Source organism: uncultured Maribacter sp. (assembly GCF_947496775.1).
In the GTDB taxonomy this organism is placed as follows: domain Bacteria; phylum Bacteroidota; class Bacteroidia; order Flavobacteriales; family Flavobacteriaceae; genus Maribacter_B.
Genome location: NZ_CANMDU010000008.1, coordinates 197,610 through 210,520 on the forward strand (window position 1 = coordinate 197,610; position 12,911 = coordinate 210,520).

General features: G+C 32.6%; 11 protein-coding genes and 1 other RNA gene. 7 read left to right on the forward strand and 5 right to left on the reverse strand.

Annotated elements, in window-relative coordinates:
- Positions 1-37: 37 nt before the first annotated feature.
- The 6 genes from Q0856_RS13665 to Q0856_RS13690 all read left to right on the forward strand — a co-directional run bounded on the left by Q0856_RS13665 (position 38) and on the right by Q0856_RS13690 (position 7,871).
- Complete coding sequence (locus Q0856_RS13665; protein ID WP_298505929.1) at positions 38-1,219, forward strand: aspartate aminotransferase family protein; 1,182 nt, start codon at positions 38-40, stop codon at positions 1,217-1,219.
- Between the two features lie 97 nt (positions 1,220-1,316).
- Complete coding sequence (locus Q0856_RS13670; RefSeq protein ID WP_298480367.1) at positions 1,317-2,714, forward strand: tetratricopeptide repeat protein; 1,398 nt, start codon at positions 1,317-1,319, stop codon at positions 2,712-2,714.
- Between the two features lie 16 nt (positions 2,715-2,730).
- Complete coding sequence (locus Q0856_RS13675) at positions 2,731-3,651, forward strand: DUF368 domain-containing protein (RefSeq protein WP_298480366.1); 921 nt, start codon at positions 2,731-2,733, stop codon at positions 3,649-3,651.
- 119 nt (positions 3,652-3,770) lie between these two features.
- Entirely contained in the window at positions 3,771-4,790 is a 1,020-nt protein-coding gene (locus Q0856_RS13680) for a DUF368 domain-containing protein (RefSeq protein ID WP_298505930.1), read from the forward strand.
- On the forward strand, positions 4,762-5,514 hold the full coding sequence (locus tag Q0856_RS13685; protein WP_298505932.1) for a shikimate dehydrogenase: 753 nt from the start codon (positions 4,762-4,764) through the stop codon (positions 5,512-5,514). The genes Q0856_RS13680 and Q0856_RS13685 overlap by 29 nt, the downstream gene beginning before the upstream one ends.
- Before the next feature lie 317 nt (positions 5,515-5,831).
- Positions 5,832-7,871: a DUF349 domain-containing protein gene (locus tag Q0856_RS13690; RefSeq protein ID WP_298505934.1), complete on the forward strand. Its 2,040-nt coding sequence runs from the start codon at positions 5,832-5,834 to the stop codon at positions 7,869-7,871.
- 105 nt (positions 7,872-7,976) lie between these two features.
- Here the strand turns inward: Q0856_RS13690 and Q0856_RS13695 are convergent, their stop codons facing one another.
- The 5 genes from Q0856_RS13695 to Q0856_RS13715 all read right to left on the reverse strand — a co-directional run bounded on the left by Q0856_RS13695 (position 7,977) and on the right by Q0856_RS13715 (position 10,929).
- On the reverse strand, positions 7,977-8,396 hold the full coding sequence (locus Q0856_RS13695) for a CBS domain-containing protein (RefSeq protein ID WP_298505936.1): 420 nt from the start codon (positions 8,394-8,396) through the stop codon (positions 7,977-7,979).
- Between the two features lie 146 nt (positions 8,397-8,542).
- Positions 8,543-10,111: a ribonuclease Y gene (gene rny / locus Q0856_RS13700; RefSeq protein WP_298480319.1), complete on the reverse strand. Its 1,569-nt coding sequence runs from the start codon at positions 10,109-10,111 to the stop codon at positions 8,543-8,545.
- Between the two features lie 51 nt (positions 10,112-10,162).
- A non-coding RNA gene (gene ssrS, locus Q0856_RS13705) (6S RNA) lies at positions 10,163-10,272 on the reverse strand.
- A gap of 53 nt (positions 10,273-10,325) precedes the next feature.
- A complete protein-coding gene (locus tag Q0856_RS13710; protein WP_298480316.1) occupies positions 10,326-10,622 on the reverse strand; it encodes a cell division protein ZapA in 297 nt (98 codons plus the stop codon).
- Positions 10,623-10,638: 16 nt separating this feature from the next.
- Positions 10,639-10,929 (reverse strand): hypothetical protein, encoded by a 291-nt coding sequence (locus tag Q0856_RS13715; RefSeq protein ID WP_298480311.1) that lies wholly within the window; start codon positions 10,927-10,929, stop codon positions 10,639-10,641.
- Between the two features lie 284 nt (positions 10,930-11,213).
- Between Q0856_RS13715 and Q0856_RS13720 the strand changes: the two genes are divergently transcribed.
- Positions 11,214-12,911, forward strand: a complete 1,698-nt coding sequence (locus Q0856_RS13720; RefSeq protein WP_298505937.1) for a M23 family metallopeptidase — start codon at positions 11,214-11,216, stop codon at positions 12,909-12,911.

Here is a 12,911-nt window from a genome sequence, read left to right on the forward strand (position 1 = left end):
ACGTTAAGTAACAACAGACAACTATAAAGGCATTACTATGAAAGATGATTTTGTAAAATTCCAAGCACAAACGTCTCCTTACCCTTTAGCCCTGCAAGTTTCCCATGCAAAAGGCAGCTATATTTATGATACGGAAGAAAATGCTCATTTAGATTTTGTCGCTGGGATTTCTGCTTGCACTTTAGGGCACTGCCATCCTAATGTAGTCGGTGCAATACAAAAACAAGCAGACTCCTATATGCATGTAATGGTTTATGGCGAGTACATACAAGATGTTGCCGTAAAATATACTAAAGCACTAGCGTCTATATTACCACAACCACTAGAATCTACGTACCTTGTTAATTCTGGCACGGAAGCAGTAGAAGGAGCGCTAAAATTAGCCCGTAAATACACCGGACGTTCTGAAATTATTGCTGCAAAAAAAGCGTACCACGGCAATACAATGGGTAGTTTAAGTCTTATGGGGTTCGAAGAACGTAAAGCTCCGTTTCGACCGCTTATACCAGATATAAATTTCATAACTTTTAATAGCATTCCGGATATAGCAAAAATAACAACTAAAACCGCGGCTGTAATTCTAGAGACTATTCAAGGAGGTGCTGGCTTTATACTTCCGCAGAAAGGGTATCTAAAAAAGGTAAAAGAAAAATGCCATGAGGTAGGAGCTTTATTAATTTTAGATGAAGTGCAACCGGGATTTGGACGAACAGGAAAATGGTTTGCATTTGAACATTATAACTGTATTCCAGATATTCTAGTTATTGGCAAAGGCATGGCGTCTGGAATGCCTGTAGGTGCCTTTACATCTTCTACTAGTATAATGAATTCCTTAAAAAGCAACCCAAAGTTAGGCCATATAACCACTTTCGGAGGAAACCCTGTTATTGCCGCCGCTAGTTTAGCAACATTAAATACCATAAAAAAAGAGAACTTAATCCCTACATCTCTTCAAAAAGAGACTCTTTTTAGAAAATTACTAAAACATCCTCTAATCAAAGAAGTTCGTGGAAAAGGGCTAATGCTTGCTATAATAGTAGAAAATGACACTATTGCAAATCACATAATTCTAAAAGCAGCAGAGGAAAACCTAATTCTATTCTGGTTATTATTTGAACCAAAAGCTGTTAGAATTTCCCCCCCACTTACTATTTCAAACGAAGAAATTAAACTAGGATGTACTATTATTCTTTCAATTTTAGACAGTTACTTACAATAATTTGTTAACTAATTTGTTAATAATATAGCTCCAATAGACAAGGTATAGTTCAGCCAATAGTTTAATTTTAATCTTATAGACTACATAAAACGTTCCTATGGCATTAGAATCTAATGAAAGGCCGAACAAACCGATAGCAAAGTTTGAATCCATGTTAAAGACAGACGACATCTATTTTTTTGATGCCGAAGATTTTGAAGATATTATTCACCATTACCTTAATAATGGGAAAATTTCTTTGGCTAAAAAAGCAATAAAGATAAGTCTAAAACAACACCCAGACTCCATAGAGTTAAAACTTCTAAATGTAGAGGTAATGGTGTTCGAAAACAATTTTGAATCTGCAGAAAAACTATTAGACAAGCTACAACTTTTAGACAGCAGTAATGAAGAAATTTATATACAACGTGCTAATATTTTATCCAAAAAAGATAATCACGAAGGGGCCATAAAATTGCTAAATAAAGCTTTAGAACTTTCTAATGATAGTTTTGATATACATTCTTTATTAGGAATGGAGTATTTATTTATGGATGATTTTAAAAAAGCCAAAGATAGTTTTATGCAATGCGTTTCTTTCGACGAACAGGATTACTCTTCTTTATACAATGTAATTTACTGCTTTGAGTTTCTTGAAGATTACGAGGGAGCCATACTATACTTAAATGATTATTTAGATAGAAATCCTTATTGCGAAGTAGCGTGGCATCAATTGGGTAAGCAATATTATTCAGAGAAAATGTACAAAGAAGCTTTAAGTGCTTTTGATTTTGCAATAATATCGGATGATAACTTTATCGGAGCTTATTTTGAAAAAGGAAAAGTATTAGAAAAACTAGGCCGCTACCCAGAAGCTATTGAAAATTATGAAACTACTATAAAAATAGAAGACCCCACTTCTCATGCTTTTCTAAGAATAGGAAAATGTTACGAAAAAATAGGTAACTATGATATGGCTAAATACTATTATTACCAAACGGTACATGAAGACCCGTTATTAGATAAAGGATGGTTAGCGATAACGAATTTCTATTTTCAAAGAAAGAACTTTAAAAAAGCACTTTATTATATCAATAAAGCTTTAAATATTGATGAAAAAAGTCCTACGTACTGGAAAAAATGTGCTCAAATTAATGTGGAATTAAAAAATTATGATCAGGCAGATTTTGCCTACAGACAAGCCGTAGACCTTGGAAATTATGAGCTCGAAACTTGGTTAAATTGGTCTAACATATCTATTTTAAATAAAGATTATGCTTCTGCCTTGCAGATTTTAGCGCAAGGAAAGCAGTTTTATCCAGATAGTGCAGAAATAAACTATAAAATCCCAGGATTGTATTTATTATCCAGAGATACTATTAACGCAAGAATCTCTTTAATAGATGCACTAAAAGATAATTTTGAAGCGTTTAGTATATTCAAACGAGAGTATCCGCAATACAGTGAAACTTTATGGACACAAGAAATAGTAAATTCTATTCAAAAAAAGTCCTAACTACTTATCCTTATTTATGACGAAAAAAAGAACCCCAATTCAATACGCCTTCATAACTTTAAAAGGAATTGCTATGGGAGCTGCAGATGTTGTCCCAGGTGTTTCTGGTGGAACAATCGCATTTATTTCTGGCATCTACGAAGAACTAATTGGCTCCATAAACAATATAAGACCTTCCTTACTTAAAACATTAAAAAACGATGGTTTTAAAGCTTTTTGGCAGCAAGTAAACGGAGGCTTTTTAGCCGCCTTATTTCTAGGAATATTCATTAGCCTATTCTCTTTAGCTACCATTGTAAGTTGGTTATTAGAGAACGAACCCGTTTTATTATGGTCCTTCTTTTTTGGGTTAGTCTCAGCAAGTGTTTTTTTCGTAGGAAAAGAGATTAAAAAATGGAATATTGCTACAATCCTGGCACTTGTTTTTGGTGCTGTACTAGCTTTTTACATTACCACTCTACCTCCTAATGAAAACGTAAATAGCCTACCCTTCTTATTTTTATCTGGTGCATTAGCAGTTTGCGCCATGATATTACCCGGTATTTCTGGAGCTTTTATTTTGGTGCTATTAGGTTCCTACAAAACTATTCTAGATGCTGTACATGAAAGAGATTTTAAAATAGTTCTTACAGTAGGTTTAGGCGCCATATTTGGTTTACTAAGCTTTGCCAAATTGCTAAAATGGATGTTCGCTAATTACAAAAACCTAACTCTAGCATTATTAACTGGTTTTATTGTTGGTTCTTTAAATAAAATATGGCCTTGGAAACAGGTACTAGAAACTAAAACATTTGGAGATAAAATAATAACCATTAAGGATACTAGTGTTTCTCCTGTTAATTTTGATGGAGACCCGCAGATTATGTTCGCAGTACTACTTGCTATCCTAGGATTTTCTCTTATTTTTATCATGGAAAAAGCAGCCAACAAAAAATAAAGTACCTTAACGAAACCTTGCGAAATATAAAAAAGAACCGTCCTTTTACCATGTATACGTAAGAGAATCAAGGTATTTAAAACTATGGATGAAAGTAACAGCTGCTTTACGACATAATAATGAGCACACCCAGAAACGTAAAAGACCAGTTTTTATTAGTCCTTAAGGGCCTATTCATGGGTGCAGCAAATAAAGTCCCTGGTGTTTCCGGAGGAATTGTTGCCTTTGTTGGGGGGTTTTATGAAGAATTCATCTATTCTTTGCAAAAAATAAATTTAAAAGCTTTAAAATTAATTCTGAACGGAAGGTTCAGAAGCTTTGCGCAATATACAAATGGTCGTTTCCTTGCTCTTTTGATATTTGGAATGCTTATTAGCTACTTTAGCATTTCTAAAGTACTCGATTATTTTTTAGAAAAAAAAGAACTATTTGTTTGGTCTGCCTTTTTTGGAATGATTTTAGGGTCTATCTATTATATAGCAAAGGATTTTAAGCATTGGAATAAGAGCACAGTAATTACCGGAGCAATTGGCTTATGTATAGGTGTATCTATAAGCTTTTTAAGCCCTGCTAAAGAGAATGACAATCTATTATTTATTTTTCTCTGCGGAATGATTAGTGTTTCCGGAATGACTCTGCCGGGATTATCCGGTTCGTTCATTTTAATTTTACTCGGCAATTATGTTTTACTTTTAGTAGATTCTGTAAATGCATTGTATGATACTATTTCCGAAGTTTTTTCTGGAGATTTTAGTTTTGTTAAAAACTCAAAAAGAGTTAAAACCTTAACCATATTAGCCGTATTTACTACTGGTTCAGCAGCCGGATTAGTTACACTTTCTCACCTTTTAAGTTTTGTATTAAAACGTTTTAAACACACTACAACAGCACTGATAATAGGTTTTATTACCGGGTCTCTGGGAGTAGTCTGGCCTTGGAAAAAAACTATTTACAAAACAAATTCTTTAGGAGAAACTCTTGTAGACTCTAATGGAAAAGATATTATTGTTAATTATGAACGCTATTTTCCAAATTTTGAGATTTCTGAAACATGGAGCGCTATTTTTTTTGTGGTTCTTGGAATAAGTGTTTTATTGGGTATAGATTGGTATGAAAAAAAAAGAAAAGAAGCATTATAAGTTCGGATTAGTAGGAAAAAATATTTCATATTCTTTTTCTAGAGGTTATTTTAAAGAAAAATTCAAAAACTTAGGATTGGAGAATTATTCCTATGTGAATTTCGATTTAGAGACTATAAATGCTTTTAAAGCGATAGCCGAAAACACGGATACAATTAATGGCCTAAATGTAACCATTCCGTACAAAGAAGTAATAATACCTTTTTTACAATGCCTAGATAAAGATGCAGAAAAAATAGGTGCCGTAAATACTATTAAGGTTACCAAAGACGGTCTAAAAGGTTACAATACCGATGTTCATGGTTTTCAATATACCATAGAACCTCATATAAAGAAACATCATACCAAAGCTCTAATTTTAGGCACTGGAGGGGCGTCTAAAGCGGTTTCTTTTGTTTTAGACTCCCTTGGAATTTCTCATACGTACGTTTCTAGAAAGTCTGGAGAAAACAAATATGCCTATAACGACCTTACGAAAGAGATTATAGAGGAACATACCGTTATTGTTAATACTACCCCATTAGGTACACATCCAAATATTACAGATAAACCTGCATTACCTTATCATTATATCACTCCAAAACATCTGCTTTTCGATTTAATTTATAATCCAGAAAAAACGGCCTTTCTTAAAGAAGGAGAATCCCAAGGAGCTACTATTTGCAACGGAGAAAAAATGTTAGAAATACAAGCCGAAAAAGCTTGGGATATTTGGAATGAATAACTCTATTACAAAGTATTAAAATGCACTTTAAGCAAAGATTTCTATCCATTTCATTTAAGTACTAGACAAAAAAGAAATTCCTATATTTTTTGCTATTCGTATTGTTGTTACTATCTTACAAATACTTTTATTATACCAAATGAATTTATAAATGTTTGACACTAAATTTGACTTATATTTTCTCTAGATAAAATTGCAAACATAAGAAGAGCTTAGGTTACGGTTTTATTTTATGTTGAAACATAAAGAAAATAGAAACTATTTTAATCGATTCTTTTGTAGTTTATTTGGTATTAAAACAACTTAATTAAGTGATAATGCAGGAAGAAAAAGAACAAGAACTACATAAAAATGTAGGGGAGCAAGATAATTCAGAAACTACCAATACAGAAAAAAGTTTGGAGAAAACTACTGAAGTACCTAACAATGAAGAGACCATAGCAGAAGTAGCAAAAAAATCATCTACTGCCACTCAAGAAGAGTCTACAAATGAAAATGAGGAAACTATTCACAAAGAAATAGATGAATCCAATGCAGAAGATGCAGAAGATACACATAACGAAAAACGACACGAAATTCCAATTCTAGACTACCACTCTATGTCTATGGAAAATTTGGTTGGAGAATTACAACGTTTAGTTCGTAATGAAAAAGTACAAGCCATAAAAAAACATGTAGATGGTATTAAGCATGAATTTGATTTAAAGTTTCAAGAGTTCTTAGAGCATAAAAAAGAAGATTTTATTGCTGGTGGTGGCAATGAAATAGACTTTAGATATAATTCTGTTACTAAAAGACAGTTTAATGAAGTTTATTCCGATTATCGCGAAAAAAAGAATACTTACTATAAAGGTTTAGAGAAAAACCTAAAAGAAAATCTTACTCTAAGATTAAATATCATTGAAAATCTAAAAGGTTTAGTAAATGTTGAAGAAGACATTAACACCACCTATAAGAATTTTAAAGACATTCAAGAACAATGGCGCAATGCGGGCCCTGTACCTAGGGCAAATTACAATGATGTATGGCGCACCTACCAGCATCATATAGAAATATTTTACGATTTCTTAAATATTAATCGAGAATTACGGGACCTAGATTTTAAACATAACCTAGAAGAAAAACAAAAAATAGTGCTCCGAGCAGAAGAACTAGGAAAAGAACCCGATTTAAATAAAGCCTTTAGAGAGCTCCAAACACTACACAAAATTTGGAAAGAAGATATTGGACCCGTAGGAAAAGACCATCGCGAAGAAATTTGGGAACAATTCAGTGCTGCCACTAAAGTATTACATAATAGGCGCCAAGAATATTATGCAGAACAAGATAAAGTATATGAAATTAACTTAGAGAAGAAAAACGCTATCATTAGTGAAATTAGTATCCTATCTAACAATGTTTCTCATAATCACAAACAACTTCAGCAACAAATAAAAACTCTAGAAGGCCTAAGAGAGTCTTTCTTTAAGGCAGGCAAAGTTCCTCAAAAAGAGAATGAAAAGACCTGGGCTGCTTTCAAAGAAGCTGTTCGTAATTTCAATAGAAATAAAAATAATTTCTATAAAAATCTAAAAAAAGAACAACAAGTAAATTTAGAAAAGAAACGAGAGCTTTTAGCTTTAGCTGTTTCTTTAAAAGATAGTGAGGATTGGGATTCTACCACATCACAAATGAAGCGCATACAAAGTGATTGGAAGAAAATTGGCCATGTACCAAGAAAGTATTCTGATAAAATATGGAATGAATTTAAAAATGCTTGTAACCATTATTTCGACCGCGTACATGCTTTAAAAAACAAATCCAATAAAGAAGAAGAGGCTAACTATGAGTTAAAAATTACCTTTTTAGAGAAACTCAAAGAATTTAAACTCTCTGGAGAGAGAAATGCGGATTTATCTGCCATAAAAGGGTTTGTAGCAGAATGGAAAAAAATAGGAAGAGTTCCTTTTAACAAAAAGCATATCAACCAAAAGTTTAATAAAATACTAGATACGCTTTTTAATAAGCTAGATGTTAGTAGACAAGAATCCGAATTATTAAAATACGGAAACAAAATACAGCAATTAGCCAATTCGGAAGATAACGAAAGAGCTATTTATAATGAACGTTCCTTTATTCGCAAGAAAATTGGAGAGAGCAAAAACGAAATTCGCCAGTTAGAAAATAATTTGCAATTCTTTTCTAATGCTTCCGAAGACAACCCTCTAGTAAAAGAAGTTATTAAAAATGTAGAGAAACATAAAGATGCTCTTGCTACATGGACAGAAAAACTAAAAAAACTAAATATTCTAGAAAACAACCTACACAGAGCGGAAGAACAAGAAGGAAATAAAGAAACTTCTTCCGAAGAAGAGTAAAATCAATTTTAAGTGTTTGTGTTTAGTTTAATTAAAATAAAAAAGTAACGTCTCTGAGTTTAGTTTTAAATTAAAACAAAGCTTTGAGTCGTTACCCTATATTGACTAAAACTCCTCCAACATATAATTCAATAAATCTGTAGTAGTAACCATACCAACCAATTCTTCATTATCCATAACAGGAATTGCATGAAACTCTTTTTTAGACAATAATTCTGCCACTTCTCTTATGCTCGTTTCGGAATTTACACTCACTAATTTCTTAGCCATTACTTGCTCCAAAGTAAACATATTGTACACTATAGTTTCTACAGAATCATCATCTTCATCCACAGCATCCGCAAAACTGATACGCAACAAATCGGTATAACTAAGCATTCCTACTACTTTTTCTCCTTTTAAAACAGGTATATGACGAATATGATGCTTTTTAAAAAGATATTCTGCCTTATTTAATGAGTCTCCAGTTTGTAGCGTAATTACTTTCTTAGTCATTATCGCTGCTATAGGTGTTCTTTTTTTCATAAGGATTAAATCTGTATTTCTCCCTTAAAGTTACATTCCGTAATCTCTCCTATATATGATAAATATCAGATACAAAAAAAGCTATCCAAAAACATATTGTTTCTAGATAGCTTTTTGCTTTTTTAAAAAACAAGCCTTTAGAATACTTACTTAGCTACATTAACAGCTCTTGTTTCTCTTATAACGGTAACTTTAACTTGCCCAGGATAGGTCATATCCGTCTGAATCTTTTGTGAAATTTCAAAAGAAAGTGCTGCTGCTTTATCATCGTTTACTTTTTCGCTTTCTACAATTACGCGCAACTCTCTACCCGCTTGTATAGCGTATGCTTTTTGTACGCCATTGAATCCAAAAGCAATTTCTTCTAAATCTTTTAAACGTTGTATATAAGAATCTAACACCTGCCTTCTTGCTCCAGGTCTTGCGCCACTAATAGCATCACAAACCTGTACAATTGGAGAAATTAATGTTTTCATTTCTATCTCATCATGGTGCGCTCCTATTGCATTACAAACATCTGGTTTTTCACCAAACTTCTCTGCCCATTGCATTCCTAATATAGCATGTGGTGTTTCTACCTCAGCTTCAGTATTAGGGACTTTACCAATATCATGTAATAAACCTGCTCTTTTTGCTAGTTTTGGATTTAGCCCTAATTCTGCTGCCATAACACCACAAAGTTTTGCAACTTCTCTTGAGTGCTGCAATAAATTTTGACCATAAGAAGAACGATACTTCATTCTACCAACCGCTTTTATTAATTCTGGATGTAATCCATGAACTCCTAAATCTATTACGGTACGCTTACCAATTTCAACAATCTCTTGCTCTATTTGCTTTTCGGTCTTTTTAACCACCTCTTCTATTCGCGCTGGGTGTATTCTACCGTCCGTAACTAATTTGTGTAAAGATAAACGAGCTACCTCTCTACGAACAGAATCGAAACAAGAAAGGATAATTGCTTCTGGAGTATCATCTACAATAATTTCTACACCAGTTGCTGCTTCTATAGCTCTAATATTGCGCCCTTCTCTACCAATAATTCGCCCTTTAACATCATCGGACTCCAAATTAAAAACAGAAACACAATTTTCGACAGCCTCTTCTGTACCAATTCGTTGAATGCTATTGATAACAATTTTTTTAGCTTCTTGCTGGGCAGTTAACTTAGCTTCCTCTACAGTGGACTGAATATAAGCCATAGCGTCTGACTTTGCGGTTTCCTTTAAAGATTCTAATAATTGCGTTTTAGCTTCATCTGCAGACAAACCAGAAATAACTTCTAATTGTTGCACCTGATTTTTATGTAGTTTCTCTACTTCTGATTGCTTCTTTTCTAAAAATTCTGCCCTATGCTTGGCATCTTTAATTTTACTTTCTAATTGCCCATTTAAATTTTTAGTTTTTGCGAGTTCACTACTTACTTGAGATTCTTTGTCCCTAGTTCGCTTTTCTGCCTCCCCAATCTTTCTATCCTTATTTTGGATTACTTTTTCGTGTTCCGCCTTTAGCTCTAAGAACTTTTCTTTAGCCTGAAACATCTTATCTTTTTTAACACTCTCCCCTTCTATCTTTGCCTCTTTTATAATGCTTTGCGCCTCTTTCTTTGCATTAGCAATAGTTTTAGAGGCTTTTCCTTTTTCCATAAATTTTGCAATCGCAAATCCTATTACAAGACCTACTATACCTGCTATTATCAATATACTGTTATCCATAGTTGTTAAAAATTTAATATAAAAAAAGCCCACATTAGCGAAGTTTTGTACAAACTCCAAAATACAAGTTTAGGGCTAACAAACAGATCAAGAATCCTTATACAAGTAAGGCCTGCTTTTACTATTTAAACTCACCCTTTTTAAACAATTTAATGTTGAGTTTGTCAAAAGATATTACCAATGTGGGCAGTAACTTTAGGTTATTTATATGAACTTATTTTATTCCTAACTTAGAACTCACTAAAACATCTAACGCTTTTAATCGTTCGGTAGCTTCATCAGTTCCTTCCGCTTTTTCAATGCCTTTTTGCTCTATTTTCGAAGCAAATTGCAAGGCACACATTGCCAATACATCTTGCTTATCCCGTACCGCATAATTCTGCTCAAATTTCTTTGCTAGCTGCTCTATATTTTTAGCAGCCTTACGCAAACCTTCTTCTTGACTAGGATCTATCGTTAACGGATATACCCTGTCTGCAATAGAAAGCTTTATTTTGAGCTTTTCTGACATATTTATTTGTAAAACATTATTCAGCGAGTTGTGCTATGCAATAGTCCAACTCTCTTATTAACGTATTTATTTTAAGCTTAGCTTCGGTTTTATTTGTATTACTGCCCAGCATTGAATTTGCAAGTTTAAGCGAATTGTACTTTTCTCGCCACTCTGTTATACTCTTACGAGTAACATCGTGATCCATTTTTATGGCTACTAACTCCTTTTCTAACTTTTCATTAACCTGTTGTTGTACTTCTAGTTTATGCAACAACTTGCTAATTTTGTTTTCTAAGGAATCAACTATTTTTACCAATTCACTCATACACAAAAATCAATGCATTTTACACAAAGTTAACATTCATCTTAAGACTTAGCAATATTTTTATCATTTATATTCTCAGAATACTTTTAATCATTTGTAAACGTTGAATATATCAAAGAGTAAACTACCTCGAGTAAAGCATCGGGAGCATTAGTTCGATACTAATTCTTATTGCAATACAAGTCCCAAAGGGTCAAAATCTGGATTATCGCGTTACGAACAAAGAACATAGTTTTTTAAGTTTTAATTCTGATTAATTACTTTCGCACTAACTTATTTATATTATGAAGCACTTTTATTTTGTTTTTACTTTTGTTTTACTTTTTTCATTTCATGTTTTTTCTCAAAACCAATATCCGAAAGATGCTTTTAGATCTCCTCTAGATATTCCTATGATACTAGCAGGCACATTTGGAGAGCTACGCTCTAATCATTTTCATTCCGGTATAGATATAAAAACGCAACAACGAGAAGGCATTAAGGTATATGGTATTGGCGATGGTACAATAACCAGAATTAAAGTGTCTTTATGGGGTTATGGAAAAGTTCTTTATATAACACACCCCAACGGATACACATCTGTTTACGGTCATTTACAAAAATTTTCTCCTGAGATTGAATCATATATAAAGAAAATACAGTACCAAAAAAAAATGTACGAAGTGGAAGTTTTTCCGGATTTTGGAGAGTTAAAAATAAAGAAAGGTGACCTTATAGCTTATAGTGGAAATACTGGTGGTTCTGCCGGACCCCACCTTCATTTTGAAATACGTAGCAGTGCTACTGAAAAACCTACAAATCCCCTTTTATATGGTTATGAAGTCGCAGATGCTACCAACCCTACTCTTTTAAAATTGTTTGGATATCCCATCAGTAAGGATGCTCAGATAAAACAAAGTAACAAAAGAGTACAATTAAACTTTAAAAAACAAAAAGACGGTACTTTTTTAGCAGATAAAATTAATGCCTCTGGGACTATCGGATTTGGATTTATTGCTTTTGACCGCCAAGATATGGCCGCAAATAAAAATGGAATTTATTCTGTAAATATGTCTGTAAATGGTACTACCTACACTAACTACGATTTTGAAACTTTTTCCTTTACGGAAACTAGATATATAAACACTTTAATAGATTACGATTATTACGGAAAGTATAAGCAACGTATCCAAAAATGTTTTAAATCGGCTGGAAATAGGCTAAGTATTTATAATGAATTAAAAAATGATGGAAAAATAAATATTATAGAAGGCCTATCGTACTCTGTAGAATTATTAATAAAAGATTTAAAGAATAACGTTACCAAACTTATCATTCCCATAGAAGGAAAAAAAGACCTCCTAAAAATAAAAAAAGCAGAAAAAAAGACAGCAAATTATATTATTGCCAAAAAACCAAATAATTATAGTATTGGTCCTGCCAAAGTATATTTTCCATCCAATACCTTTTATGAAAATTTTTATATGAACTTAGAAAACCAAAATGATACGGTAACTATTCATAGTAACAAAGTTCCTGCGCATAGGAATTTTACCATAACTTTTGATGCCTCTAAATACTCAAAAGAAGAACAAAAACAACTTTTTATTGCTAGGTTAGATCACAAAAAAAGACCTAGCCATGTCTCTACTTATAAACGTGGCAACACATTTACTACCAGAACAAAATACTTAGGCACTTATACCATAGCCAAAGATTCTATTGCGCCAAAAATTTCTTTAAAGAATTTTAAAGAAAAACAATGGCTTAATAATTACAAATATTTAACTGTAAAGATTACGGATGATTTGAGTGGCATAAATACCTATTCTGCTACGCTTAATGGCGAATGGATATTAATGGAATATGAATCTAAAAAAAATACTTTAACGTATAATTTTGATGATAAAATCTTAAATAAAAAGCAATGCGAACTAAAAATTGTTGTCACGGATAACGTTGGAAACAAAAGTGAATTAGTTACTAATTTTTACAGAAAATAA